Raw genomic sequence first — 24,720 nt, 5'->3', positions numbered from 1 at the left:
GCGGCGATTCAGCACCCAGGAGGCACGCGATGGCGATTCCCGCTTCGGACATCAAGTTCGCCGGCTCGATCCCGACCCTCTATGACGAGTACCTGGTCCCGCTGATCTTCGAGGTGTATGCCGCCGAAACCGCGCCGCGGGTCGCTGCCCTGGCGCCGTCGCGGGTGCTGGAAACCGCCGCCGGCACCGGCGTGGTGACGCGCGCCATGGCGCGCGTCCTGCCGGCGAGCGTCGAACTGATCGCCACCGACCTGAATCAACCGATGCTCGATCGCGCCGCCGCCACGGGCACGCAACGGCCGGTGCAATGGCAGCAGGCCGATGCGATGAAGCTCCCTTTCGAGGATGCGAGCTTCGACGTGGTCGTCTGCCAGTTCGGCGCGATGTTCTTTCCGGACAAGTCTGCGGCGTACGCCGAGACGCGTCGCGTGCTCCGTCCCGGCGGCGCGTTCGTCTTCGCCGTCTGGGACCGGATCGAGGACAACGAATTCGCCGACGTCTCCACCCAGGCGCTTGCCACGCTGTTCCCTTCCGACCCGCCGCGCTTCATGGCGCGGGTGGCGCACGGCTACTACGAACGACAGGTGATCGAGCGCGATCTTGCCAAAGCGGAATTCACGACATCGCCCGGCTTCGAAACCATCACCGCGCGCAGCCGCGCCGCATCGCCGCGGGTGGCGGCGCTCGCCTACTGCCAGGGCACGCCGCTGCGCAACGAGATCGAAGCACGCTCAGGCAGCCTGACCGAGGCCACGGCGGTCTGCGAGGAGGCGTTGGCGCACCGGTTCGGGGCCGGGCCGATCGACGGCAGGATCCAGGCGCACATCGTCACGGCGCGCCGCTGAGTCCGATCAGCCCTCGACCTTCCGCAGCACGTAGCCCACGCGCGGGAAGTGCACATGCACCGTGCCGAAACGCTCGCCAGTGCGGCGCAGCGTGAAGTGCGTGCGCGTGGCGGCGATGAGTTCGCCGTCGGTCGGCTCCGGGCCGAAGCTTTCGGCAGTGATCGTGACGTGCGAACCGAGCGGAATGCCGTGGTCGTCCTGGAAGGTGCTGTCCGACAGCAGCGTGTGAGGCAGCGAGGCCTCGGCGACCTCGAAGGCCTGGGCCTCGTCGAAGGTCTCCATCGTGCCGTGGCCGATGCCCGCCATGCGGTCGAGCCAGTCCACTACCGCCGGCGTGAGCTGCAGGATCTCGGCCATCGACGGCGTGCGCTTGCGCGTGAACCACAGCGGGTGATAGCAGGCGAAGTCCGCCACCGTCGGGTAGCCGCCGAGCAGGTAGTCGGTGTCGTCGAGCATGTCGGACAGCCGCCGCAGGTACGACTTGTACGCCGACGTCGCGTCGCCCGGCCGCAGGCGCACCATGTTGCTGCTCATGGCCTTGCGGTCCTCCCCGAAAGCCTTGGCGGCCTCGGGCGGCGCCTTGGCGAAGACATCCGCGGCGCCCTTGCCGCTCAGGTTGTAGGCCATCGCGGCCCAGAACAGGCTGCTGTCGGCCCACTGCGCGACCACGCGCGACAGGCCCTTGCCCGGCTCGGGGTAGAGCGACGGCAGCGGCGTGAGATGTTCGAGCACGTCGCAGATCAGCGCCGTGTCGCAGTAGATGTCCGCGCCGATCTGCAGCACCGGCACGCGGCGGTAGCCACCGGTGAGCGCCACATAGTCGGGCTTGGGCATGATCTGCGGGACGATCACCGACTTCCAGGTGAGCTTCTTGTAGCCCATGATCAGCCGGACCTTCTCGCTGAAAGGCGAGGTCGCGTAGTGATGGAGGATCAGATCTGCCATGGCAATCCTTCGTGTTGCGTTGGTTCAGTGGGGTTGCGCGCGGGAAATGATCGCATCGAAATCGACCGATGCGCCCAACGTGCCGAAAGCGTGGCCCCAGTCGCCGCCGAGCCGCGATGCGCAGAAGGCGCTGGCAACCTCGGCAGGCGCAGTCTGCGCGAGCAAGGCGGCTTGCACAGCGAGCGCCACATCCTGCGCGAGCCTTCGCGCCTCGATCTCGGTCGCCATGGCCTCGATGCGCGCGGGCAAGGCATCGGCCAGACGGTCGAGCGCCGCTTCGGTGCCGCGCGCGGGCGCGAGTTCCTGCGCGATCGCCGCGACCGCATCGCCCTTGCGCAGGCCCCGCAGCAGATCGAGCGCCATGATGTTGCCCGCACCTTCCCAGATCGAGTTGAGCGGCATCTCGCGGTAGACGCGGGCCATCACGCCTTCGCCGCCCTCTTCCACGTAACCGTTGCCGCCAAGGCATTCCATCGCTTCCTGCGCGAACAGGCTGCCACGCTTGCAGATCCAGAACTTGGCGACCGGCGTGAGCAGGCGCGCCATCAGGCGCTCATGCTCGTCGTCCTGCCGGTCGAAGGCGCGCGCGAGTCGGATCGCCAGCGCCGTGGCCGCCTCGCTTTCGAGCGCGAGATCGGCCAGTACGTTCTTCATCAGCGGTTGCTCGATCAGCGGCTTGCCAAAGGCGCTGCGCTGCGCTGTGTGGTTGAGCGCAAGGCTGAGCGCCTGGCGCATCAGGCCGGCGGTGCCGAGCGCGCAGTCGAGACGCGTCATCGTGCCCATTTCGAGGATCTGCGGGATGCCGCGCCCCTCCTCGCCGACCAGCCACGCGGTCGCACCGCGGAACTCGACCTCGGAACTGGCATTGGCCTTGTTGCCGAGCTTGTCCTTCAGCCGCTGGATCTGGATCGCGTTGCGGCTGCCGTCATTGAGCTCCCGCGGCAGGAAGAAGCACGACAGTCCGGCGGGCGCCTGCGCGAGGATCAGGAAGGCATCGCACATCGGCGCGGAGAAGAACCACTTGTGGCCGGTGATCTCGTAGCGCTCGCCCCAGGCGTCGCTGCCGACGCGAACGGCGCGCGTGGTGTTGGCGCGAACGTCCGAGCCGCCCTGCTTTTCCGTCATGCCCATGCCCATCGTCACGCCGGGCTTGTCGGACCATGGCTGCAGGCTCGGGTCGTACCAGAGGCTGGAGAGCTTCGGTCCCCAGTCCGCATGGATGGCCGCATTGCCGCGCAGGGCCGGCGCGACCGCGTACGTCATCGAGACCGGGCACAGGATGGACGGCTCGAGCTCGGTGAACAGCATGAAGCCGGCGGCGCGATGCACATGCGGCGACGGCCCGGACGCCGCCCATGCCGCGCCGTGCAGGCCGGCGCCGACGGCCGTCGACATCAGCGCGTGGTAGCTCGGATGAAACTCCACCTCGTCGATCCGTCGCCCAAACCGGTCGTGCGTATGCAGCAACGGCGTGTGGATGTTCGCGAGCCGCGCATGCGCCTGCATCTCGGCCGAGCCGAGTGCCGCGCCCAGATGGCTCAGCGCGGCCGCATGAAGTTGCGGCGCGTTGAACTTCAACGCGTCCCGCAGCGGCCGGTTGGTCTCGAAGAGGTTGTAGCCGGTCAGCGGAGCCGGCTGGTTGAAGACTTCGTGAGTCGCATCCATGGCCGGTCTCCGTGAGGTTGTCAGATCAGCTTGACGAGCTGCTTGCCGAAGTTCCTGCCCTTCAGCAGGCCGAGGAAGGCTTCGGGCGCGGCCTCGATGCCCTGCGCGACCGATTCGCGCGGACGGAGCTTGCCGCTCGCCACCAGCGCGCCGAGTTCGGCCAGCGCCTCCGGCCAGACCTCCATGTGCTCGCTGACGATGAAGCCTTCTAGCTTGATGCGGTTGATGAGGAACAGCGACGGGTTCGCGAGTGGCAGCGGCTGGCCGTCATAGCCCGCGATCATCCCGCACAGCGCGACGCGCGCGAAGGCGTTGGCGCGCAACAGCACCGCATCGAAGATGTAGCCGCCGACGTTCTCGAAGTAGCCATCGATCCCGTTGGGGCAGGCTTCCTTGAGCGCCGCACTCATGCTCTTGACGTCGGGATGCTGGCGATAGTCGATGCAGGCGTCGAAACCGAGCTCGTCGGTCACGTACTTGCACTTGTCGGCGCCGCCCGCGATCCCCACCACGCGGCAGCCGCGCGCCTTGGCAAGCGCACCGAAGGCGCTTCCGACCGCGCCGCTCGCGGCGGTGATGACCAGCGTCTCGCCGGCCTTCGGGTTGATGATCTTCACGAGGCCATACCAGGCGGTGACGCCCGGCATGCCGACCGCGCCCAGGTAGTGCGACAGCGGCACGTGCGTGGTGTCCACCTTGCGCAGCATGCCGGGCTGCGAGGCATCGACCACGCCGTACTCCTGCCAGCCGCCGAAGCCGACGACCTTGTCGCCCACGGCGAACTTGGGGTGTTTGCTCTCGACGATCTCGCCGACGGTGCCACCCTGCATCACCTGCCCGAGCGGCTGCGGCTGGGCGTAGCTCTTCGACTCGTTCATGCGGCCGCGCATGTACGGGTCGAGGCTCATGTAGTGATGGCGGACCAGCACCTGGTTGTCCTTGAGTGCGGGCGTCTCGCTGGTCACGAGCTTGAAGTTGCTGGCGACGGCTTCGCCTTCGGGGCGGTTGTCGAGGATCTGTTGGCGATTGGTGGGCATGGTCTTGTCTTTCAGTCTGTCGAGGGTGGGCGCATTTCGTTGGCGCTCGCCGCGCCGGTGGGAAGCCTTCGCTTCACGTACTTGAAGGTGCCTGTGGCATGGGCGCAGACGCGGTCCTGCGCATCGTGGATCTTCGCTTCGGTGAAGCCCATCGTCGCGGTGCGGTGCAGCAGCTTGCCGCGCGCGATCAGCGGGCCGACCGAAGGCGCCATGAAGGTGGTCTTCATCTCGATCGTGACGACGCCGATCTCCGGCGTCTCGCTGCGCGCCGCGGCAGCCATGGCGATGTCGAGCATCGTCATCACCGCACCGCCGTGCGTCACGTCGAAGGTGTTCAGGTGCTCGGGCTTGGCCGTGTAGCGCAGCTCGGACTCGCCGCCCTCGAACTTCGTGATCTCGAAACCGAGATGGCGCGCGAAGGGAATCTGGTCCGTGTAGGACCGCAGGTTGATGCTGTCGTTGGTGTCAGTCATCTCAAGCGCCGAGAACCACACTCACGCCGCCATCCACCGCCAGCCATTGGCCGGTAATGTGCTTGCCTGCGTCGCTCGCATAAAGCAGCGTGATGCCTTTCAGGTCCTCGTCGTCGCCCAGGCGGCCGAGCGGCGCATGCGCAGCCATCTTTTCCTCTCCGATCGACTTGATCAGGCCCGCCGCCAGCTTCGTCATGAAGAAGCCCGGGCAGATTGCATTGACGTTGATGCCGTACTTGCCCCACTCTGCCGCGAGCGTGTGCGTGAAGCCGATGACCGCGCTCTTCGAGGTGTTGTAGGCGATGGTCTGCATCTCGGGCGGGTTGCCGTTCAGGCCCGCGATGGAGGCGATGTTGATGATGCGGCCGCTCTTCTTCGGGATCATGTAGCTGCGCGCGATCTGCTGCGACAGGATGAAGTAGCCGCGCACGTTGAGGTTCATGACCTTGTCCCAGGCCTCGACCGGATGGTTCTCGGCCGGTGCACCCCAGCTCGCACCGGCGTTGTTGACGAGGATGTCGACCGCGCCCAGGCGCTCCAGGGTTTCATCGGCGAGGCGGCGCGTGTCTTCTTCCTTCGAGCAATCGGCCGCGATCCAGCGCGCATCGATGCCGGCGGCCTGCAGCTCTGCAGCAGCCTGTTCGAGGTCGTCCGCCTTGCGCGAACTCAGCATGATCTTCGCGCCGGCCTCGCCGAGCGCATGGGCCATCTGCAGCCCGAGCCCGCGCGAGCCGCCGGTGACGAGCGCGACCTTGCCGCTCAGGTCGAAGAGTTGCTGGATGCTTCGTGCAGTCATGGTGTCTCCGGGGAATCAGTGGGTTTCAAATCTCATAGTCGAGCACGGTGCGCGATTCGCGAAGGCCGCCGAGGACGGCCGACACCTCGACGTGCACAGGATGCTCCAGATAGGCCTGCAATGCCGCCTTGTCGTCGAAGGCCGAGACGAGCACGACATCCACGTTGGCCTCGAGGCCTTCGGTACGAATCGCCGCTTCGAATTCGCGCATGCCGGGCACGAGGCCCTTGCAGCTGTCGAGCTGGGCCTTGAACCTGGCCGCGTCGCCCGGGTTCTTGAGCTTCCACATGACGATGTGTTTGATCATGACGTTTCTTGGGCCTCACTTGTTCGAAAGACGCGAGCGCACGTAGATCAGCACGACGCCCACTGCGGCGGCCACCGCACCGGGCACGGCCATGGCCCACCCGAGCGTCTCCATCCCTTCCTGGCGCCCGGTCGCAATGCCGAGGATCAGGGTCAGCAGGCCGCCGTAGATCAGGATCCAGATCCATTTTTCCAGCGTGGCGTGCGGTTTGGTAGCGGTCATCAGAAAGCCTCCTCGGGCAGTGCGGCACAAGTCGGGTCGCGCGACTCCACGACGTTGAGCCACGCGCCGATCTTGGGCAGTTCGTAGTTGAAGAAAAAGTCCGTTGCACCGACGCGGCCCACGGTGGCCGGCTGCGACTTCGCGGCATCGGCCTCCAGGGCGCGCTGTGCGACATCGAGCCAGATCCAGGCCAGCACCACATGGCCGAAGGCCTGCATGTACGGCACCGCATTCGCCAGCGCTTCCTGCGGGTTGCCGGTGGACCATGCGGCCTTCGTGGCGGAAGCCACGCGTTGCAGCGCGGCGCCGAGCGACTTGGCGTGACCGGCCAGCGCGGGCTGCGCGGCGGCGCGCTGGATGGTATCCGCGATCCGCCCGCCCAGCAGCGTGAGGCCCCGTCCGTCCTCCATCAGGACCTTGCGGCCCAGCAGGTCGGTGGCCTGGATCCCGTGGGTGCCCTCGTGGATCATGTTCAGACGGTTGTCGCGCCAGTACTGCTCGACCGGGAAGTCGCGGGTATAGCCGTAGCCGCCATGGATCTGGATCGCCAGCGAGTTGGCTTCGAGGCACCACTCGCTCGGCCAGCTCTTGGCGATCGGGGTCAGCACCTCCAGCAGCAGCCGTGCGTCGTCGGCGGCTTCCGGCGAGCCGGTCTTCTGCTCGTCGACCAATCGCGCGCAGTAGAGCTCCAGCGCGAGCGCGCCTTCGCAGTACGCCTTTTGCGCGAGCAGCATGCGGCGCACGTCGCTGTGTTCGATGATGCGGACCTGCGGCTTCGCGGAATCCTTGCCCGCGGGCCCGGCGGGGCGGCCTTGCGGGCGCATCTTCGCGTATTCCAGCGAGGCGTGGTAGCCGGCCATGCCGAGCATGACGGCTGCGGTGCCGACGCCGATGCGCGCCTCGTTCATCATGTGGAACATGCAATGCAGGCCCTTGCCGGGCTGGCCGACCAGGTAGCCCACCGCGCCGGCCTTGCCGCCCACGGGGTACTTGCCTTCGCCGAAATTGAGCAGCGTGTTGGTCGTGCCGCGCCAGCCGAGCTTGTGATTCAGACCCGCAAGCGCCACGTCGTTGCGCTCACCGGTGAGCTGGCCCTGGGTATCGACCATTCGCTTCGGCACGATGAAAAGCGAAATGCCGCGCGTGCCCGGAATCAGCTTGCCGCTCTCGTCCGGGATCTTGGCGAGCACGATGTGAACGATGTTCTCGGTCAGCTCATGGTCGCCGGACGAGATCCACATCTTGTTGCCGGTGAGCCGATAGCGTGGCCCGAGAGGATCGTCCTGGAAGTCGGCACCGTCGGGCACCGCACGCGTGGCGACATCGCTGAGGCTGGAGCCGGCTTGCGGCTCCGACAGGCACATGGTGCCCGCCCAGCGGCCCGAGAATTCGTTCTTGGCAAAGACCTCCTTCTGCATCTCGGTGCCGTGCACCATCAGCAGATTGGCATTGCCGCTGGTGAGCATGTTCGAGCCGATGCTGACCGAGGCCATCGCGAAGAAGCTGTTCGCCGCCGCCTGCACGGTGTACGGCAGTTGCATGCCGCCGATGTCGTAGTCCTGCGCCGCGCTCATCATGCCGGACTCGACGAAGGCCTTGTGCGCATCGTGCGTGGCCTGCGGGAGGATCACCTTCTCGCCGTCGAAATGCGGCTCTTGCGTGTCGACGATGCGGTTGAACGGCGCGTACTTCTCGCGCGCGATGCGCTCGCAGGTGTCGAGCACCGCATCGAAGGTTTCGCGCGAATGGTCGGCAAAACGCTCGCGCTCGTTGAGCGACTCGGCATGCAGCCAGTCGTACAAAAGAAAGTCGAGGGTGGAACGAAGGCTCATGTGAGTTCTCAATGCAACGGCCTAAAAGCCAGAAACCCCGCGGAACCGGCTCCGCCGGGCCGCTGGGGTTGCCCCCGGTAGGGGGTGGAGAGCGACACGAAGTGCGCGAGCCTGGGGGCGAGCTAGAGAACCTCGAAGACGCCGGCAGCACCCATGCCGCCGCCGATGCACATCGTGACGACGACCTTCTTGGCGCCGCGGCGCTTGCCTTCGATGAGCGCGTGGCCGGTCAGGCGCTGGCCGCTCACGCCATAGGGGTGGCCAACCGCGATCGCGCCGCCGTTCACGTTCAGGCGGTCACCCGGAATGCCCAGCTTGTCGCGGCAGTAGATCACCTGCACCGCGAAGGCCTCGTTGAGCTCCCAGAGGTCGATGTCGCTGACCTTCAGGCCCAGGCGCTTGAGCACCTTCGGCACCGCGAAGACCGGGCCGATGCCCATTTCGTCAGGCTCGCAGCCGGCGACCGCGAAGCCGAGGAAGCGGCCGAGCGGCTTCAGGCCCTTCTGCTCGGCGTACTTCTCGTCGACCACCACGCAGGCGCCGCCGCCGTCCGAGAACTGGCTGGCGTTGCCCGCCGAAATCAGGCCGCCGGGCAGCGCCGAGCGGATGCCGCTGATGCCTTCCTTGGTGGTGCCGGCGCGGATGCCTTCGTCGTTCTCGACGGTGACTTCCTTCGTGCGCAGACCCATCACCGGATCGGCCACGCCGGCCAGCACGGTGATCGGCGCGATCTCGGCCTTGAAGAGGCCCGCTTCGAGCGCGGCGGTGGCCTTCTGCTGGCTGGCGGCGCCGTATTCGTCCATCGCATCGCGGCCGATGTTGTAGCGCTTGGCGACCTGCTCGGCCGTCTGCAGCATGTTCCAGTAGATCTCGGGCTTGTGCTTGACCAGCCACGGGTCGGCCAGCATGTGCTTGTTGGCTTCGTTCTGCACGCAGGAGATGCTCTCGACGCCACCGGCAACATAGACCTCGCCCTCACCCGCGATGATGCGCTGCGCAGCGGTTGCGATAGTCTGCAGGCCCGACGAGCAGAAGCGGTTGATGGTCATGCCCGACGTGGTGATCGGCAGGCCGGCGCGTAGCGCGATCTGGCGCGCGATGTTGGAGCCGGTCGCGCCTTCCGGCGTCGCGCAGCCCATGATCACGTCATCCACTTCGGCCGGATCGATGCCGGCGCGCTGGACCGCATGCTGCACCGCGTGGCCGCCGAGCGTGGCGCCGTGGGTCATGTTGAAGGAACCCTTCCAGCTCTTCGCGAGCGGCGTACGGGCGGTGGAAACGATGACGGCGCTGGTCATGATGTGGTCCTTTGAAGAAGAGGAATGTCGGTTACTGGGGCTGTGCGGTGTCGCGCAGCAGCTGCTGGTAGAAATTGATCGCTTCGCCGTAGTTCGAAATGGCGAGACGTTCATTGGTGCCGTGGAATCGCGCGAGGTCCTCGCTCTTGGCGCGGAACGGCGAGAAGCGATAGACCTGGTCGCTCACAAGGCTGAAGTGGCGCGAATCGGTGGCAGCGACCATCAGGCCCGGCGCGACGATGGCGTCAGGAAAGGCCTGCCGCACCGAGCGCTCGATGGCGCGATAACCGTCGCCATCGGTCGGCGAAACGGGCGAAGGCTCCGAGTTACCCGGATAGCGCTTGACCTGGATCGCGTCGTTGCCGAGCGCGCTCTTCAGGTGCGCTTCCACGCTGTCGATGGTGTCGCCCGGCAGGATGCGGAAGTTCACCGCCGCCTCGGCACGGCCCGGCAGCACGTTGTCCTTGTTGCCGGCGCGAACGATCGTCAGCGCAGTGGTCGTGCGCAGCATCGCGTTGCTGCTCGGGCTCTTCTCGAGTTGGCTTTCGACCAGCGGACCGGTGAGCCACAGGTTGGACAGCAGGACGCGGTTGAGTCCGCTCATCTCGGGCGCCAGCGTGCCGAACATCTGGCCCGCGATGCCCTTGATGCCGCCCGGCATCGGCTTGGATTCGAGGCGTGCGAGCGCCGCGCTCATCTGGCCGATCGCGCTGTGCGCGGGCGGCATCGACGAGTGCCCCGGTGCGGTGTCCAGCGAGAGGAAAAACGTCGCATAGCCCTTCTCGGCCAGGCCGATCAGCGCCGAAGGCTTCGACAGGCCCGGCAGCACGCCGTCGAGCACCAGCAGGCCTTCGTCGAGCACCCAGTCGAGCCGCACGCCGCGCGACTTGAGCAGCTCGGCAATCGGCAGCGCACCGCGCAGGCCGCTCACCTCTTCGTCATCGCCCATCACGAGGTAGATCGTCTGCGCGGGCTTGAAGCCGCTGCCGATGAGCCCTTCGATGGCCTCCATCTGCGCGAACAGGTTGCCCTTGTTGTCGAGCGCGCCGCGGCCCCAGATGAAGCCGTCCTCGATCACGCCGCCGAACGGATCGACCTTCCACGCTTTTTCGGTGCCGGGCGCGATGGGCACCATGTCCTGATGCGCCATCAGCGCGATCGGCTTGACCTTGGGGTCGGAGCCGGCCCAGGTGTAGAGCAGCGCGTGCTGCCCGATCACTTCCTTCTTGAGGGTGGCGTGGACCTTCGGGAACTGCTCTGCGAGGTACGCATGCAGCTTGTCGAATTCCGCCGAGTTGCCGGCGGGATCCTCGAGGCTCGAGACGGTGCGGAACTGAATCCCGCCCGCCAGCCGCCTGGCAGCGGCCGGGAGATCGATCGAAAGCGGCGGCGCCGGCGCCACGGCAACCTGCCGTGACGGCGTGCGCCAGGTATTGACCGCCACCACTGCCACCAGTGCCGCGATCACCAGCACCAGCGCAAGGAACACTCGTTTCAGCATGGAACGGTCTCGCCTCCGGTCAGCTGAACGACTTGCCTTCGGCGACCAGTTTCTGGATCAGCGCCGCCGGTTGCCAGAACTTCGCATCGTCGTGCGGGTTCTTCGCGAAACGCTTCATCGACTCGGCCACGTTGAACAGGCCGACCTGCGACGCGTAGTGCATCGGCCCGCCGCGCCAGATCGGGAAGCCGTAGCCCGTCAGGTACACCATGTCGATGTCGCCCGACTTCGAGGCGATGCCGTCTTCGAGGATGTGCGCGCCTTCGTTGACGAGCGAATACACGAGGCGCTGCACGATCTCTTCGTCGGAGATCTTGCGCGGCGTGATCCCGAGTTCCTTGCGGTGGTCCTCGATCATCTTGTTCACGAGGTCCGACGGGATCGCGTCGCGCTTACCGGCTTGGTAGTCGTACCACCCTGCCCCGGTCTTCTGGCCGAAACGGCCCAGTTCGCAGAGCTTGTCGGCGGTGCGGCTGTACTTCATGTCGGCGATTTCGGTCGCGCGGCGCTTGCGGATCGCCCAGCCGATGTCGTTGCCGGCAAGGTCGCCCATGCGGAACGGGCCCATCGCGAAGCCGAACTTCTCGATCGCCTTGTCCACCTGCTGCGGCGTCGCGCCTTCATCGAGCAGGAAACCGGCTTGACGCGAGTACTGCTCGATCATGCGGTTGCCGATGAAGCCATCGCACACGCCCGAGACCACGGCGGTCTTCTTGATCTTCTTGGCAATGCCCATCACGGTGGCGAGCACGTCCTTGGCGGTGGCCTTGCCGCGCACCACTTCGAGCAGCTTCATCACGTTTGCCGGGCTGAAGAAGTGCATGCCGACCACGTCCTGCGGACGCTTGGTGAAAGCCGCGATCTTGTCCACGTCGAGCGTGGAGGTGTTCGAGGCCAGGATCGCGCCGGGCTTGACCACGCGATCGAGTTCAGTGAATACCTTTTCCTTGACGCCGAGTTCTTCGAAGACGGCCTCGATCACGAGGTCCGCGTCCTTGAGGTCGTCGTAGGACAGCGTGGTCTTGAGCAGCGCCATCCGCTGGTCGTACTTGTCCTGCTTGAGCTTGCCCTTCTTGACCTGCGCTTCGTAGTTCTTGCGGATGGTGGCAACGCCGCGGTCGAGCGCTTCCTGCTTCGTCTCGAGGATGGTCACCGGGATGCCGGCGTCCAGGAAGTTCATCGAGATGCCGCCGCCCATGGTGCCGGCGCCGATGACGCCCACGGACTTGACGGCGCGCTGAGGCGTGTCTCCGGGCACGTCGGGAATGTGCGAAGCGGCGCGCTCGGCCATGAACAGGTGGCGCAGCGCGATGGATTCGGGCGTGAACATCAGCGCGGTGAAGATGCGGCGCTCTTCGGCCATGCCGTCGTCGAACTTCATCTTCGTGGCGGACTGCACCGCATCGACGCACTTGAGCGGCGCCGGATAGTTTTTCGACATGCCACCGACCATGTTGCGCGCGAACTGGAAGTAGGCGTCGCCTTGCGGATGCTTGCACGGCAGGTTGCGCACCAGCGGGAGCGCCTCGCTGGTCTTGCCGGCGACCGACTTGGCGAATTCGACAGCTTCGTCGAACAGCGACTCGGCAGAACCCGCGAGCTTGTCGAACAGCTTCTGGCCCGGCAACGAAGCGAGCAGTTCGCTCTTGACCGGCTCGCCGCTCACGATCATGTTGAGCGCGGTCTCGACACCGAGCACGCGCGGCAGACGCTGCGTGCCGCCCGCGCCGGGGATCAGGCCCAGCTTGACTTCAGGCAGCGCGACGTTGGTGCCGGGCGCGGCCACGCGGTAGTGGCAGCCCAGCGCCAGTTCGAGGCCGCCGCCCATGCACACGGAATGGATCGCAGCGACGATCGGCTTGGTCGATGCTTCGAGCGCCAGGATCACGCTCAGCAGGTTGGGCTCCTGCAGCGCCTTGGGCGTGCCGAATTCCTTGATGTCCGCGCCGCCCGAGAACGCCTTGCCGGCGCCGGTGATGACGATCGCCTTGACCGCCGGATCGTCGATGGCTTTGGAAAGACCGTCAGTGATACCGATGCGCGTCGAGAAACCGAGGCCATTGACCGGAGGGTTGGTCATGGTGATCACGGCGACGTCGCCGAGCACTTTGTATTCAGCCGTCATGCTGCGTTCCTTTGGATTGGGAGAGGATCGAAAAAACGGGTTCGAAGCCCTCGTCATCGATGGACGCCGGAGGCTCCGCACTTAAAAAGCACGAGTGTTCTTTTTTGCGTGAAATTCTAGGCGTTTCGGCAGTCGCCGCAATGGCAATCAGTCGCTACCGGGACAACTTCAAGGCGCGCCTAGACCTCCAGCCATTCCTTGCGGGTCGCGGCGTCGGCGCGCAGGCTGTCGGGCGTGCCGTCGAACACGATGCTGCCGTGGCCCATGACGAGCGCGCGGTCGGAGATCTGCATCGCGATGGTCAGCTTCTGCTCGATGAGCAGGACCGAGATGCCCTTGTCCTTGAGCAAGCGCAGGTACTGGCCCACCAGCTCGACGATCTTCGGCGCCAGGCCTTCGGTGGGCTCGTCGATGATGATCAGGTCCGGGTCGCCCATCAGCGTGCGGCAGAGCGTCAGCATCTGCTGCTCGCCGCCCGAGAGCACGCCGGCCTCGGTGTGCTGGCGCTCCTTCAGGCGCGGGAACATGCCGTACATGTCGTCGAAGGACCAGCGGCTGCCCTTGCCGGAGCCCTTCTGGCCAAGCAGCAGGTTCTGGTGCACCGTCAGTTTCGGAAAGATGTCGCGGTTCTCCGGCACGTAGCCGATGCCGAGGTGGGCGACCTCGTAGGCCTTGCGGCGGAGGATGTCCTGTTCCTTCCAGCGCAGCGTTCCTTCGGCATGCACGAGGCCCATGATGGCCTTCGCGGTGGTCGATCGGCCGGAGCCGTTGCGGCCCAGCAGCGCGACGATCTCGCCGGGGCGCACGTCAAACGAAACACCATGCAACACATGGCTCTTGCCGTAATAGGCGTGGATGTCTTGAAGCTTGAGCATTTCAGTGTCCGGCACCTTGCGCGTCGGCAACCGACGAACCGAGATAGGCCTCCTGCACGCGCGCATTGGCGCGCACCGCGGCCGGCGTGTCGAAAGCGATGACTTCGCCGTAGACCACCACCGCGATCTTGTCGGCCAGGCCGAACACCACGCCCATGTCATGTTCCACCGTCAGTAATGTCTTGCCGACCGTGACCTGCTTGATCAGCGCGATGAAGTGCTGCGTCTCGGTCTTGCTCATGCCGGCGGTGGGCTCGTCCAGCAGGATCACGTCGGCGCCGCCGGCGATGGTCACGCCGATCTCCAGTGCGCGCTGTTCCGCGTAGGTGAGATTCACCGCGAGCACGTCGCGCTTCTTGCCGAGGCCGACCTGATGGATCAGCTCCTCGGTGCGCTCGTTGGCATCGTCGAGATTCGAGAGGAAGCGCAGGAAGGTGTAGCGGTAGCCGAGGCTCCACAGCACGCCGCAGCGCAGGTTCTCGAACACGCTGAGCTTGGGGAAGATGTTCGTGATCTGGAAGCTGCGCGAAAGGCCCAGCCGATTGATCTCGAACGGACGCATGCCGTCGATGCGCTTGCCGTTGAGCAGCACCTCGCCGCTGGTGGGCGCGAGCCGGCCGCTGATCAGGTTGAACAGCGTGGACTTGCCGGCACCGTTCGGCCCGATGATCGCGACGCGATCGCCTGCCTCGACCGCGAGGTCCACGCCGCGAATGATTTCCGTCTTGCCGAAACTCTTGCGCAAGCCCTTGAGTTCGATGGCGTGGGTCTTGTTCTGCACTGCGCTCATGCCGTCTCCCTGCGTTTGATCTCGGCTTCGATTTCTTCCTGCGCCTGCCCCCAGACGCGCACGAAGCGGCGGCGCACCGCTTCCAGCAGGCCGAGGCCGACCAGCAGGATCAACGCCGCGCTGAACCAGCTCATGAACGACGAGGTGTCGAGCGTCACGCGCATGAAGTCGAGCGTCGGGCCCAACGCGGAGTTGAGCTGGATGTGATAGATCATCTCGATGATCGCGGCAGCGCCGATCACGACCGGGATCGCGGTCAGCACCAGAGCGCCGTAGAGGCCCCAGAAGCGATTGAACTTGCCGAACTTCGCGACGCGCAGGTTCATCATGATCAGGCTCGCGATGCCGCCCGGCGCGAACATCACCATGAAGACGAACACCAGCCCGAAGTAGAGCTGCCACGCCTTCGTGAGCTCCGACAGCAGCACCGCGGCGAACACCAGCAGCACCGCGCCGATGATCGGCCCGAAGAAGAAGACCGCGCCGCCGAGGAAGGTGAACAGCAGGTAGCTGCCCGAGCGGAAAGCGTTGAGGCTGTCCGCCGCGTTGACGATCTCGAAGTTGATCGCCGCGAGCCCGCCGCCGATGCCCGCGAAGAAGCCCGCGATGATGAAGGCGAAGTAACGCACCCGCTGGGTGTTGTAGCCGATGAATTCCACGCGCTCGGGGTTGTCGCGCACCGCGTTCAGGATGCGGCCCAGCGGCGTGCCGGTGAAGGCATACATCAGCCCGGTGCAGATGAAGCAGTACACCGCGATCAGGTAATAGACCTGGTTCTGCGGCCCGAAGGTGATGCCGAAGAAGGGCTTGCCGTAGACGCGGTCGGTGGTCACGCCGCCCTCGCCGCCGAAGAAGCCGGGGAACATCAGCGCCATCGAGGCCACGAGCTCGCCGATGCCCAGCGTGATCATGGCGAAGGTGGTGCCCGACTTCTTGGTGGTGACGTAGCCGAAGAGGATCGCGAAGAAACTCCCCGCGAGGCCGCCCACGATGGGAATCAGCACCAGCGGGATCGGCCAGCCGCCCTTGCTCGCGAGATTCATCGCATGGATGGCGATGAACGAGCCGAGGCCGACGTAGACCGCATGCCCGAAGCTGAGCATGCCGCCCTGCCCGAGCAGGATGTTGTAGCTCAGGCAGATGATGATGAGATAGCCCATCTGCGAGAGCATCGTGAGCGCGAGGCTGCTCTTGAAGAGCATCGGCGCGACGATCAGCACGACGGCGAACAGCGTCCAGATGAGGATGCGCCCGATGTTCCAGGGCTTGAAGCGGTAGTACGCGGGAGAGGTCGTCATGGTGGTCATCGGTCAGTCTTCGCGTGTACCGAGCAGACCCTTGGGCCTGAAGATCAGGATCAGGACAAGGAACAGGTACGGCAGGATCGGCGCCACCTGCGAGATCGTGAGGTTGAGCAGCGGATACCCGAAGGTGCTTTCGGTCACCGCAACGCCCAGGGCCCTGAGCCCGGTCGCCATCGACTGGTCCAGCGCGACCGCGAAGGTCTGCACGATGCCGATCAGCAGCGACGCGAGGAACGCCCCGGCGAGCGAGCCGAGCCCGCCCACGACGACCACCACGAAGATGATCGAGCCGACCGATGCCGCCATGGCCGGTTCGGTCACATAGGTGTTGCCACCGACCACGCCCGCGAGGCCCGCCAGCGCGGCGCCACCGCCGAACACGAGCATGAAGACGCGCGGCACGTTGTGCCCCAGGGCCTCGACCATTTCGGGATGCTTGAGCGCGGCCTGGATCACCAGGCCGATGCGCGTGCGCGTCAGCAGCAGCCACACGGATAGCAGCATCAGCAGCGCGACCAGCATGATGAAGGAGCGCGACTTCGGGAACTGCGTGCCGAACAGCGTGAAGAGCGGCCCCTGCAGCTGTGTCGGAAGGCCGTAGGGCACGGTGGAGCGGCCCCAGACGAGCTGCACCACTTCAAGGATGAGGAACGACAAGCCGAAGGTCACCAGCAGTTCGGGCACATGGCCGTACTTGTGCACGCGGCGCAGGCTGTAGCGCTCGAAGGCCGCCCCCATGGCGCCGACCAGCAGCGGCGCGATGAACAGCGCCGGCCAGAAGCCGACGACGCCCGAGATGGTGTAGGCCAGGTAGGCCCCGAGCATGTAGAAGCTGGTGTGCGCGAAATTGAGCACGCCCATCATGCTGAAGATCAGCGTCAGGCCAGAGCTCAGCATGAACAACAGCAAGCCGTAGCTCACGCCGTTGAGCAGCGAGATGACGAAGAATTCGACGGTCATCGATCGTTAGGTCACGTTGAAAAAGAAAGAGGCCCGAGTGTTGAAGTCGGGCCTCGACCAGTCAAGCAGCCTGAAGAGGTATCAGGAGCTCGGACGCTTCATCTCGCACGTCGTCGGCGTGCTGGCGACGTAGGGCTCGTAGTACTTCACCGGAACGAAGGTGTAGCCCGTGCCTTCCTCGTCGATCGGGTACTTGCCGCCCGCCTTCTCCCATTTGGTGATGTAGAGGCCCTGCTGGAGCTGGTGGTCGGTCTTGCGCATCTCGACATCGCCGTTGAAGCTCTTGAAGCGCATGCCTTCGAGGACTGGCGCCACCTTGACCGGATCGGTCGACTTGGCCTTGGCGAAGGCTTCGCTCAGCATCGTCAGTGCGGTGTAGGCCGACTGCGTGTAGAGGTCTTCCTTGAACCTCTTGGTGAACTCGGTGCCCAGGCGCTGGATCTCGCCGCCCATGTTGGTGTGGCCGTAGGCCACCTGGTAGACCTTGCCGGCGGAGGCGGCACCCATGGCCGTCGGCGTGCCGCTCACGCTGCCGTAGTAGACGTAGAACTTGACGTTGTTGAGACCTGCATCGTTGGCCGCCTTGATCAGCAGCGCGAGGTCGGAGCCCCAGTTGCCGGTGATGACGGTGTCCGCACCCGACGCCTTGATCTTGGCGACGTACGGCGCGAAGTCGCGCACCTGGGCCAGCGGGTGGAGGTCCTCGCCGACGATCTGGACGTCAGGACGCTTGCGGGCGAGGTTTTCCTTGGCGTACTTGGCCACCTGCACGCCGTGCGAGTAGTTCTGGCCGATGATGTAGACCTTCTTGATGTCCGGCTGGTCCTTCATGAAGGTGGTCAATGCTTCCATCTTCATGGAGGTGTCGGCATCGAGCCGGAAGTGCCAGTAGCTGCACTTGCTGTTGGTCAGGTCGGGATCGACCGCCGCATAGTTGATGTAGAGCGCTTCCTTGCCCGGGTTGCGCGCGTTGTTCTTTTCCAGCGCATCGATGATCGCCAGCGCCGCGCCCGAGCCATTGCCCTGCAGCACATAGCGGGCGCCCTGGTCCATCGCCGAGCGCAACGCGCTGGTGGTTTCCTGCGGGCTCAGCTTGTTGTCGATGCCGATGATCTCGAACTTGACGCCGGCAGCGTTCTTCTTGTTGAACTCCTCGGTGAGGAACTGGTAGGTCTTCAACTGGTTGGTGCCTACCGCGGCCATCAGACCCGACAGCGGGTCGAGCCAGGCAACTTTCACGGTCTCTCCCTTCTGCGCGAGAGCACCGGTTGCGCAAGCTGCAAGTACGGCAGCGGTTGCGAATTTCAGAGCGAACTTCATTGCGTGTCTCCTGGTCAGCTGTCGAAATGCGGGACGAGATTACAAGTGTTTGGAACCTCGCCCGTCAGGGAATGCCCGTAAGGAATTTGCCGCCGGGCCGGTTTCTATCACTCAGGCGACAGCGCGCCTCCTGTTGGTGCTACCCGGCGGTAGAAGTCGGGCCTCAGACGCCCGGAAGCTTGTAGTCGCGCAGCAGATCGCGCAGGCGGGTCTTGAGGATCTTGCCCGTCGCGCCGATGGGAATCGCGTCGACGAAGACCACGTCGTCCGGGATCTGCCACTTGGCCGTCTTGCCCTGGTAGAAGGCGAGCAGTTCGTCGCGCGTGACCTCGCCGCCGGGCTTCTTGACCACGACCACGATCGGACGCTCGTCCCACTTGGGATGCTTCACGCCGATGCAGGCCGCCATCGCGATCGCCGGATGGGCCACGGCGATGTTCTCGATGTCGATGGAGCTGATCCATTCGCCGCCGGACTTGATCACGTCCTTGCTGCGGTCGGTGATCTGCAGGAACCCATCTTCGTCGATGGTCGCGACGTCGCCGGTCGGGAACCAGCCGCGTCCGTTCTCGTCGTCGACGAGCGGGTTGCCGCCCTCGCCCTTGAAGTATTCCTTGACCACCCACGGGCCCTTGACCAGCAGGTCGCCGTAGGCCTTGCCGTCCCATGGCAGGTCCTTGCCGTCGCCATCGATGATCTTCATGTCCACGCCGAAGATCGCCCGGCCCTGCTTCATGCGGATCGCGGTCTGCTGCTCCTGCGAAAGTTCGAGGTGCTTGTTCTTCAGCGTGCACAGGGTGCCGAGCGGGGACATTTCGGTCATGCCCCACGCGTGCAGCACTTCGACACCGTACTGTTGCTGGAAGGCATTGATCATCGCCGGCGGGCAGGCAGAGCCGCCGATCACCGTGCGCTTGAGCGTCGAGAAGCGCAGCCCGTTGGCCTGCAGGTGGCCCAGCAGCATCTGCCACACCGTCGGCACGCCGGCGGCAAAGGTGACCTTCTCGGCTTCGATCAGTTCATAGACCGACTTGCCATCCAGCGCCGGGCCAGGGAACACCACCTTGGCGCCGACCAGCGCGGCGGAATACGGAATGCCCCAGGCATTGACGTGGAACATCGGCACCACCGGCAGCACGGCGTCGCGCGCCGACAGCGTCATCACGTCGGGCAAGGCCGCGGCATAAGCGTGCAGCAAGGTCGAGCGGTGGCTGTACAGCGCCGCCTTGGGGTTGCCCGTCGTGCCGCTCGTGTAGCACATGCTGGAAGCCGAGTTCTCGTCGAAGGTCGGCCAGGCGTACTCGGTGGAGCGCTGGCCCATCCACGCTTCGTAGCTCACCAGATTGGGGATGCCGGTGTCGGCCGGCAGCTTGTCGGCGTCGCACAGCGCGATCCATTTCTTCACCGAGGTGCACTTGGCGTGCACCGCCTGCACCAGCGGAAGGAACGTCATGTCGAAGCAGAGGATCTGGTCTTCGGCATGGTTGGCGATCCACGCGATCTGGTCCGGGTGCAGGCGCGGGTTGATGGTGTGCAGGACGCGGCCGGAACCGCTGACGCCGTAGTACAACTCCAGGTGACGGTAGCCGTTCCACGCCAGCGTCGCGACGCGATCGCTGAACAGCAGTTGTTCGTCCTCGAGCGCATTGGCCACCTGCCGCGACCGCGCGGCGATTTGGCGCCACGTGGTGCGGTGGATGTCGCCTTCCACCCTGCGAGACACGATTTCGGCGTCGCCGTGATGGCGTTCGGCGAACTCGATCAGCGACGAGATCAGCAACGGTTGATCCTGCATCAAACCCAGCATCTATTGGCTCCTTGTTGAACGGGCTTTGTTGATTCGGCGGCAACGCGATGTAACCACCGCGCGCCTTGCGGCCCGAGGTTCACCCAGCGGGGCGCGTCACACAATGACAGAAACCCGCAGTAAACCCTCAGTCGCGGCCGGCACACGTCGTGTGCGGGACAATCCGCCCCATGAGCACGCTTGCAGAAGAAACCGAAGTCGTGGATCTCGGCTTGCGCTGGGTTCCGGGCTTTTCGGCGCTGGGCCCCGCGTTCTTCACCGAACTCCGGCCGACGCCGCTGCCCGATCCTTACTGGGTGGGCCGCAACCTCTCCATGGCCAGGGAACTCGGGCTGGATGCCGGCCGGTTTTCGTCGGACGATGCCCTGGCCGCTTTCACCGGCAATGCACTCGTCACCGGCACGCGGCCGCTCGCCACGGTCTACAGCGGGCACCAATTCGGTGTGTGGGCCGGCCAGCTCGGCGACGGCCGCGCGATCCTGCTCGGCGAATCCGCGGGCGGACTCGAAGTCCAACTCAAGGGCAGCGGGCTCACGCCCTATTCCCGCATGGGCGATGGCCGCGCGGTTCTGCGCTCCAGCATTCGCGAATTCCTCTGCAGCGAGGCGATGAATGCGCTCCGCATCCCGACGACGCGCGCGCTGTGCGTGACAGGCTCCGACGCCCCGGTGCGCCGCGAAGAGATCGAAACCTCCGCCGTCGTGACCCGCGTGGCGCCGAGCTTCATCCGCTTCGGCCATTTCGAGCACTTCGCCGCCCGCGAGCGCGACCAGGAACTGCGCGCCCTGGCCGACTACGTGATCGACCGCTACTACCCGGCCTGCCGCACCACGGAACGCTTCAATGGCAACGCCTACGCTGCGCTGCTCGAAGCGGTGAGCGAGCGCACCGCGGCGCTGCTTGCGCAATGGCAGGCGGTCGGCTTCTGCCATGGGGTGATGAACACCGACAACATGAGCATCCTCGGGCTCACCATCGACTACGGGCCGTTCCAGTTCCTCGACGGCTTCGATCCGCGGCACATCTGCAATCACAGCGACACATCCGGCCGCTATGCGTACAACCAGCAGCCGAACGTGGCGTACTGGAATCTCTTCTGCCTCGCGCAGGCGCTGCTGCCGCTGATCGGCGACCAGGAAATCGCGGTCGCAGCGCTGGAGTCGTACAAGACCATCTTCCCGAACGAGTATGAAGCGCGCATGCGGGCGAAGCTCGGGCTCCCGGACCGGTCCGAATCCGATCGACCGCTGATCGAGCAGTTGTTGAAGCTGCTGGCGCAGGAGAAGGTCGACTACCCGATCTTCTGGCGCCGGCTCTCCCGGGTCGTGGCCGGTGACAATCCGGACACGGTCCGCGACCTGTTCATGGACCGTGACGGCTTCGACGCCTGGTTCCGGTCGTTCACCGGGCGCCATGCCGACATTCCCCCGGCAAGAGCGGCCGACCTGATGCTCGCCAGCAACCCGAAGTTCGTGCTGCGGAACCATCTGGGCCAGCAGGCCATCGAAGCCTCGCAGCGCAAGGACCATTCCGGCGTCGCCACCTTGCTGGCGCTGCTTGAATCCCCATTTGAAGAGCACGCCGGCCACGAGGACTTTGCCGGCTTCCCGCCCGACTGGGCTTCAACGATCGAAATCAGCTGTTCATCATGACTGCACCCATCCAGAAGACCGACGCCGAATGGAAGGCCATCCTTGCCGAGAAAGATGCCGAGCGCGGCGCCTTCGAAGTCACGCGCCATGCGGCCACCGAGCGCCCGTTCACCGGCAAATACGAAGCGCACTGGGAAGACGGCACCTACCACTGCATCTGCTGCGGCGCCAAGCTGTTCGAGTCGGCGACCAAGTTCGATGCCGGCTGCGGCTGGCCCAGCTTCTCGCAGGAGGCGGTGCCCGGCGCGATCCGCAACATCATCGACCGCTCGCACGGCATGGTTCGCACTGAAAATGTGTGTGCCAATTGCGGCGCGCATCTCGGCCACGTGTTTCCCGACGGACCGACCGAGACGGGTCTGCGCTACTGCATGAATTCGGCCGCGCTCGATTTCCAGAAGCGCTGAGCCACTGCGAACGACCGAACGCCCCATCATGAAACTGATCCTCGATTTCTTCCCCATCCTGCTCTTCTTCGGGGCGTTCAAGTTCTACGACATCTACACCGCGACCGGCGTGCTGATGGCAGGCACCGTCATCCAGATGGGCATCATCTGGCTGCGCGAGCGCAAGCTGCTGCCGATGCAGAAAGCCACGCTGGTGCTGATCCTGCTCTTCGGCTCGCTGACGCTGGCGCTGCACGACGACCGCTTCATCAAGTGGAAGCCGACGGTGCTGTACGGCGCGATGGCCGTGGCGCTCGCGGTGGCGCTGTGGGGCTTCAAGAAGAACTTCCTGAAGATGCTGCTGGGCACGCAACTCGAACTTCCGACGCACATCTGGGGCCGGCTCAACGTCGCGTGGGTCTTCTATTGCCTCTTCATGGCCGCGCTCAACGGCTATGTCGCGGCGTACTTCAGCACCGAGGCGTGGGTCAACTTCAAGCTCTGGGGATACGTGTTCCCGATCGTCTTCCTTGTTGCGCAGGGGCTGTACATCTCGCCGTATCTCAAATCCGACGAGCCCGCCGCATGACGTTGCCTACCTCGCGCGATCTCGAAGTGCGACTGCGTGACGCCCTCCAGCCGACGATGCTCGAAGTCATCGACGAGAGCGCAGCGCACGCCGGCCATTCGGGCGCCAATGCCGAGGGCTACGGCACGCATTTCCGGGTGCGGATCGCCTCGCCGCGCTTCGCCGGGATGTCCCGCGTGGCGCGCCATCGGCTTGTGTATGATGCGCTGCAGCTTTTCATCGCACAGGGTCTTCACGCGATTGCCATCGAGACGTTCTAAGCCGCTTTGATCGCACCCCGGCCGTACTCCTTGCGGCGAAAAACTCCCCTCCCTTTTTCATCCAGCGCTTTACTCAACCGCGCCCAAGGCGCGTCTACCTCCAGGACAGAGGCTCCCAACATGAAGAAACATATCCTGCACGCCGTCGCAGCCGCCGTACTCGTTGGCGCGGTCCCCGTGGCCGCCTTTGCGCAGAACGCAGCCATCGTCAACGGCAAGCCGGTTCCGAAGGCGCGTATGGAAGTGCTGGCCCAGCAGCTGGCCGCCGCCGGCCGTCCGGTCACGCCCGAGATGCAAGACCAGCTCCGCGAGGAAGTCATCGCCCGCGAGGTCTTCATGCAGGAAGCGCAGAAGCAGGGCCTGGATGCCACCGACGACTACAAGAACCAGATCGAACTCGCGCGCCAGGCGATCCTGATCCGCCAGCTGTTCGAGAACTATCGCAAGACCAACACGGTGTCGGACGCCGACGCCAAGGCCGAGTACGACAAGTTCGTCGCCGCCAACAGCGGCAAGGAATTCAAGGCCCGCCACATCCTGGTCGAAACGGAAGACCAGGCCAACAAGATCCTTGCCGACCTCAAGAAGGGCGCCAAGTTCGAGGACATCGCCAAGAAGCAGAGCAAGGACCCGGGATCGGGCGCCAACGGCGGCGACCTCGACTGGGCTTCGCCGGCGAGCTTCGTACCCGAGTTCTCCGAAGCGATGGTCAAGCTCGGCAAGGGCGAAATGACGCAGAAGCCGGTCAAGTCGCAGTTCGGCTACCACATCATCCGCGTGGACGACATCCGTCAGGCGCAGCTGCCGAAGTTCGAGGAAGTGAAGCCGCAGATCGTCCAGCAGTTGCAGCAGCAGCGTCTGCAGAAGTACCAGGAAGACCTGCGCGCGAAGGCGAAGGTCGAGTAAGCGGCCCTGTCTCCCTTCCAGGCGAAGCGGTCCCCCGGGACCGCTTTTCTTTTTGGGCTCATCGCGGGGCGATGCGACAGGCGCGCGCCCTGACCTCGGTGTTGCCGTCGTCGTCGATGAGCGTGAAGGCGGCGGTCGCCTCCGCTCGGGCTGCGTCCTCGGGCTTGATGTCCACGTCTGCGTCGTCGTAAGGCGCGACCGTCAGGGCCTCGGCCACCTCTTCGGCAGCGTGCGTGAACTGCAGCTTGGCCAGGTTCGCGAAGTACGGCGTGGGGTTCTTCACCGTCAGGTGCGGGCGGCCCGGCTCGTTGTCGAGCAGGAATTCGAGCTTGGTTGCCACCTCGCTCGACGACACCGGCAAGCTCTGCGGCCGCACGAAGACCTTCATCTGCGTGCGGATCGCCACGGTGAGCGTCGCCGCGTCGGACGAGCGGTCGAGCTCGGTGGGAGGAATTTCGTAGAGGTTCAGCCAGAACAGCGACTCGCGATCCTTGGGAAGCGGGGCGCCCGAATACAGCAGGCGCAGGCTGATCTGGCCGTGCGGGTCCATGCGGAAGATCGGCGGCAAGGGAATGATCGGCGCGCGGGAGTTCTCGGGCAGCGAATCGAGTTCGCCGTCATCCACCCATGCCTCCACCACGACCGGATAGTCGTTCAGGTTGATCAGCTGCAGGGAACGCTCGCCCGCGCTGGCCATGAAGACGACGCGCGTCGACTCGGCCACGACGCCGGCGAAGGCGGCACGTCCCGCGAACAGTCCCATCGCCAGCAGGAAGAGGATGCGAACGAACGGCATTCGAAGGATCGCCATGGGCCGACTCCTGG

The 24,720-nt window shown here is 65.3% G+C and carries 24 protein-coding genes; 6 read left to right on the top strand and 18 right to left on the bottom strand.

All coding sequences use genetic code 11. The features are described from left to right. Positions 1 to 29 precede the first annotated feature (29 nt). Positions 30 to 845 carry a class I SAM-dependent methyltransferase gene (locus BLW05_RS01180; protein ID WP_093158661.1) on the top strand — a complete coding sequence of 272 codons (816 nt, stop codon included), beginning with the start codon at positions 30 to 32 and terminating at the stop codon, positions 843 to 845. A 6-nt stretch (positions 846 to 851) separates the two neighbouring features. Here BLW05_RS01180 and BLW05_RS01175 read toward each other — a convergent pair whose 3' ends face one another. The 17 genes from BLW05_RS01175 to BLW05_RS01095 all read right to left on the bottom strand — a co-directional run bounded on the left by BLW05_RS01175 (position 852) and on the right by BLW05_RS01095 (position 20,102). Further along, the gene (locus BLW05_RS01175; RefSeq protein WP_093158659.1) at positions 852 to 1,790 is read right to left on the bottom strand and encodes a glutathione S-transferase family protein; all 939 of its coding nucleotides are present in this window, start codon (positions 1,788 to 1,790) and stop codon (positions 852 to 854) included. A 24-nt stretch (positions 1,791 to 1,814) separates the two neighbouring features. Continuing rightward, the gene (locus BLW05_RS01170) at positions 1,815 to 3,455 is read right to left on the bottom strand and encodes an isovaleryl-CoA dehydrogenase (RefSeq protein WP_093158656.1); all 1,641 of its coding nucleotides are present in this window, start codon (positions 3,453 to 3,455) and stop codon (positions 1,815 to 1,817) included. 20 nt (positions 3,456 to 3,475) lie between these two features. Further along, positions 3,476 to 4,492, bottom strand: a complete 1,017-nt coding sequence (locus BLW05_RS01165) for an NADP-dependent oxidoreductase (protein ID WP_093158654.1) — start codon at positions 4,490 to 4,492, stop codon at positions 3,476 to 3,478. Between the two features lie 11 nt (positions 4,493 to 4,503). Next, a complete protein-coding gene (locus BLW05_RS01160) occupies positions 4,504 to 4,965 on the bottom strand; it encodes a PaaI family thioesterase (protein ID WP_093158651.1) in 462 nt (153 codons plus the stop codon). Between the two features lies 1 nt (position 4,966). Beyond that, positions 4,967 to 5,761 (bottom strand): SDR family oxidoreductase, encoded by a 795-nt coding sequence (locus tag BLW05_RS01155; protein ID WP_093158649.1) that lies wholly within the window; start codon positions 5,759 to 5,761, stop codon positions 4,967 to 4,969. Positions 5,762 to 5,786: 25 nt separating this feature from the next. Next, on the bottom strand, positions 5,787 to 6,068 hold the full coding sequence (locus tag BLW05_RS01150; protein ID WP_093158646.1) for a Dabb family protein: 282 nt from the start codon (positions 6,066 to 6,068) through the stop codon (positions 5,787 to 5,789). Positions 6,069 to 6,083: 15 nt separating this feature from the next. Further along, positions 6,084 to 6,290, bottom strand: coding sequence for a hypothetical protein (locus BLW05_RS01145; RefSeq protein ID WP_093158644.1), 207 nt, complete (start codon positions 6,288 to 6,290; stop codon positions 6,084 to 6,086). Next, the gene (locus BLW05_RS01140) at positions 6,290 to 8,122 is read right to left on the bottom strand and encodes an acyl-CoA dehydrogenase (RefSeq protein ID WP_093158641.1); all 1,833 of its coding nucleotides are present in this window, start codon (positions 8,120 to 8,122) and stop codon (positions 6,290 to 6,292) included. The genes BLW05_RS01145 and BLW05_RS01140 overlap by 1 nt, the downstream gene beginning before the upstream one ends. A gap of 122 nt (positions 8,123 to 8,244) precedes the next feature. Further along, positions 8,245 to 9,420, bottom strand: a complete 1,176-nt coding sequence (locus BLW05_RS01135) for an acetyl-CoA C-acyltransferase (RefSeq protein ID WP_093158638.1) — start codon at positions 9,418 to 9,420, stop codon at positions 8,245 to 8,247. A gap of 31 nt (positions 9,421 to 9,451) precedes the next feature. Next, the gene (locus BLW05_RS01130; RefSeq protein ID WP_093158635.1) at positions 9,452 to 10,921 is read right to left on the bottom strand and encodes a M20 family peptidase; all 1,470 of its coding nucleotides are present in this window, start codon (positions 10,919 to 10,921) and stop codon (positions 9,452 to 9,454) included. 19 nt (positions 10,922 to 10,940) lie between these two features. Beyond that, positions 10,941 to 13,046: a 3-hydroxyacyl-CoA dehydrogenase NAD-binding domain-containing protein gene (locus tag BLW05_RS01125; RefSeq protein WP_093158633.1), complete on the bottom strand. Its 2,106-nt coding sequence runs from the start codon at positions 13,044 to 13,046 to the stop codon at positions 10,941 to 10,943. A gap of 179 nt (positions 13,047 to 13,225) precedes the next feature. Next, positions 13,226 to 13,921, bottom strand: a complete 696-nt coding sequence (locus BLW05_RS01120) for an ABC transporter ATP-binding protein (RefSeq protein ID WP_093160345.1) — start codon at positions 13,919 to 13,921, stop codon at positions 13,226 to 13,228. 1 nt (position 13,922) lies between these two features. Further along, complete coding sequence (locus tag BLW05_RS01115; RefSeq protein WP_093158630.1) at positions 13,923 to 14,711, bottom strand: ABC transporter ATP-binding protein; 789 nt, start codon at positions 14,709 to 14,711, stop codon at positions 13,923 to 13,925. Further along, entirely contained in the window at positions 14,708 to 16,018 is a 1,311-nt protein-coding gene (locus BLW05_RS01110) for a branched-chain amino acid ABC transporter permease (RefSeq protein ID WP_093158627.1), read from the bottom strand. The genes BLW05_RS01115 and BLW05_RS01110 overlap by 4 nt, the downstream gene beginning before the upstream one ends. A gap of 3 nt (positions 16,019 to 16,021) precedes the next feature. Beyond that, positions 16,022 to 16,975, bottom strand: a complete 954-nt coding sequence (locus BLW05_RS01105; RefSeq protein ID WP_093158625.1) for a branched-chain amino acid ABC transporter permease — start codon at positions 16,973 to 16,975, stop codon at positions 16,022 to 16,024. An 81-nt stretch (positions 16,976 to 17,056) separates the two neighbouring features. Beyond that, a complete protein-coding gene (locus BLW05_RS01100; RefSeq protein WP_093158622.1) occupies positions 17,057 to 18,295 on the bottom strand; it encodes a branched-chain amino acid ABC transporter substrate-binding protein in 1,239 nt (412 codons plus the stop codon). Between the two features lie 163 nt (positions 18,296 to 18,458). Continuing rightward, positions 18,459 to 20,102: a 3-(methylthio)propionyl-CoA ligase gene (locus BLW05_RS01095; RefSeq protein ID WP_093158619.1), complete on the bottom strand. Its 1,644-nt coding sequence runs from the start codon at positions 20,100 to 20,102 to the stop codon at positions 18,459 to 18,461. Between the two features lie 170 nt (positions 20,103 to 20,272). On the opposite strand from BLW05_RS01095, the gene BLW05_RS01090 reads away from it, so the two are divergent. The 5 genes from BLW05_RS01090 to BLW05_RS01070 all read left to right on the top strand — a co-directional run bounded on the left by BLW05_RS01090 (position 20,273) and on the right by BLW05_RS01070 (position 23,895). After that, positions 20,273 to 21,754 carry a protein adenylyltransferase SelO gene (locus BLW05_RS01090; protein WP_093158617.1) on the top strand — a complete coding sequence of 494 codons (1,482 nt, stop codon included), beginning with the start codon at positions 20,273 to 20,275 and terminating at the stop codon, positions 21,752 to 21,754. Then, positions 21,751 to 22,161 (top strand): peptide-methionine (R)-S-oxide reductase MsrB, encoded by a 411-nt coding sequence (gene msrB, locus BLW05_RS01085; RefSeq protein WP_093158614.1) that lies wholly within the window; start codon positions 21,751 to 21,753, stop codon positions 22,159 to 22,161. The genes BLW05_RS01090 and msrB overlap by 4 nt, the downstream gene beginning before the upstream one ends. Positions 22,162 to 22,189: 28 nt before the next feature. Continuing rightward, positions 22,190 to 22,729, top strand: a complete 540-nt coding sequence (locus BLW05_RS01080; protein WP_093158612.1) for a septation protein A — start codon at positions 22,190 to 22,192, stop codon at positions 22,727 to 22,729. Continuing rightward, positions 22,726 to 22,989 (top strand): BolA family protein, encoded by a 264-nt coding sequence (locus BLW05_RS01075; protein ID WP_093158609.1) that lies wholly within the window; start codon positions 22,726 to 22,728, stop codon positions 22,987 to 22,989. Before BLW05_RS01080 ends, BLW05_RS01075 begins: the two co-directional genes overlap by 4 nt. 120 nt (positions 22,990 to 23,109) lie before the next feature. Continuing rightward, positions 23,110 to 23,895, top strand: a complete 786-nt coding sequence (locus BLW05_RS01070; protein ID WP_093158607.1) for a peptidylprolyl isomerase — start codon at positions 23,110 to 23,112, stop codon at positions 23,893 to 23,895. Positions 23,896 to 23,953: 58 nt separating this feature from the next. On the opposite strand, the gene BLW05_RS01065 is transcribed toward BLW05_RS01070, so the two are convergent. Further along, positions 23,954 to 24,706, bottom strand: a complete 753-nt coding sequence (locus BLW05_RS01065) for a fimbrial biogenesis chaperone (protein WP_256329953.1) — start codon at positions 24,704 to 24,706, stop codon at positions 23,954 to 23,956. Between the last annotated feature and the right edge of the window lie 14 nt (positions 24,707 to 24,720).

The organism is Variovorax sp. YR216, from assembly GCF_900107745.1.
GTDB lineage: Bacteria > Pseudomonadota > Gammaproteobacteria > Burkholderiales > Burkholderiaceae_C > Variovorax.
Note: the sequence above shows the minus strand (reverse complement) of the source record. Positions and strands in the feature narration are given on the sequence as shown.

Excerpts from the sequence above, each read along its gene's own strand:
- BLW05_RS01065 (WP_256329953.1), bottom strand. The coding sequence starts at position 24,706 with ATGGCGATCCTTCGAATGCCGTTCGTTCGCATCCTCTTCCTGCTGGCG.
- BLW05_RS01110 (WP_093158627.1), bottom strand. The coding sequence starts at position 16,018 with ATGACCACCATGACGACCTCTCCCGCGTACTACCGCTTCAAGCCCTGG.
- BLW05_RS01150 (WP_093158646.1), bottom strand. The coding sequence starts at position 6,068 with ATGATCAAACACATCGTCATGTGGAAGCTCAAGAACCCGGGCGACGCG.
- BLW05_RS01180 (WP_093158661.1), top strand. The coding sequence starts at position 30 with ATGGCGATTCCCGCTTCGGACATCAAGTTCGCCGGCTCGATCCCGACC.
- BLW05_RS01105 (WP_093158625.1), bottom strand. The coding sequence starts at position 16,975 with ATGACCGTCGAATTCTTCGTCATCTCGCTGCTCAACGGCGTGAGCTAC.
- BLW05_RS01145 (WP_093158644.1), bottom strand. The coding sequence starts at position 6,290 with ATGACCGCTACCAAACCGCACGCCACGCTGGAAAAATGGATCTGGATC.
- BLW05_RS01075 (WP_093158609.1), top strand. The coding sequence starts at position 22,726 with ATGACGTTGCCTACCTCGCGCGATCTCGAAGTGCGACTGCGTGACGCC.
- BLW05_RS01115 (WP_093158630.1), bottom strand. The coding sequence starts at position 14,711 with ATGAGCGCAGTGCAGAACAAGACCCACGCCATCGAACTCAAGGGCTTG.
- BLW05_RS01125 (WP_093158633.1), bottom strand. The coding sequence starts at position 13,046 with ATGACGGCTGAATACAAAGTGCTCGGCGACGTCGCCGTGATCACCATG.
- BLW05_RS01165 (WP_093158654.1), bottom strand. The coding sequence starts at position 4,492 with ATGCCCACCAATCGCCAACAGATCCTCGACAACCGCCCCGAAGGCGAA.
- BLW05_RS01130 (WP_093158635.1), bottom strand. The coding sequence starts at position 10,921 with ATGCTGAAACGAGTGTTCCTTGCGCTGGTGCTGGTGATCGCGGCACTG.
- BLW05_RS01095 (WP_093158619.1), bottom strand. The coding sequence starts at position 20,102 with ATGCTGGGTTTGATGCAGGATCAACCGTTGCTGATCTCGTCGCTGATC.
- BLW05_RS01120 (WP_093160345.1), bottom strand. The coding sequence starts at position 13,921 with ATGCTCAAGCTTCAAGACATCCACGCCTATTACGGCAAGAGCCATGTG.
- BLW05_RS01135 (WP_093158638.1), bottom strand. The coding sequence starts at position 9,420 with ATGACCAGCGCCGTCATCGTTTCCACCGCCCGTACGCCGCTCGCGAAG.
- BLW05_RS01160 (WP_093158651.1), bottom strand. The coding sequence starts at position 4,965 with ATGACTGACACCAACGACAGCATCAACCTGCGGTCCTACACGGACCAG.
- BLW05_RS01175 (WP_093158659.1), bottom strand. The coding sequence starts at position 1,790 with ATGGCAGATCTGATCCTCCATCACTACGCGACCTCGCCTTTCAGCGAG.
- BLW05_RS01170 (WP_093158656.1), bottom strand. The coding sequence starts at position 3,455 with ATGGATGCGACTCACGAAGTCTTCAACCAGCCGGCTCCGCTGACCGGC.
- BLW05_RS01155 (WP_093158649.1), bottom strand. The coding sequence starts at position 5,761 with ATGACTGCACGAAGCATCCAGCAACTCTTCGACCTGAGCGGCAAGGTC.
- BLW05_RS01100 (WP_093158622.1), bottom strand. The coding sequence starts at position 18,295 with ATGAAGTTCGCTCTGAAATTCGCAACCGCTGCCGTACTTGCAGCTTGC.
- BLW05_RS01140 (WP_093158641.1), bottom strand. The coding sequence starts at position 8,122 with ATGAGCCTTCGTTCCACCCTCGACTTTCTTTTGTACGACTGGCTGCAT.
- msrB (WP_093158614.1), top strand. The coding sequence starts at position 21,751 with ATGACTGCACCCATCCAGAAGACCGACGCCGAATGGAAGGCCATCCTT.
- BLW05_RS01080 (WP_093158612.1), top strand. The coding sequence starts at position 22,190 with ATGAAACTGATCCTCGATTTCTTCCCCATCCTGCTCTTCTTCGGGGCG.
- BLW05_RS01070 (WP_093158607.1), top strand. The coding sequence starts at position 23,110 with ATGAAGAAACATATCCTGCACGCCGTCGCAGCCGCCGTACTCGTTGGC.
- BLW05_RS01090 (WP_093158617.1), top strand. The coding sequence starts at position 20,273 with ATGAGCACGCTTGCAGAAGAAACCGAAGTCGTGGATCTCGGCTTGCGC.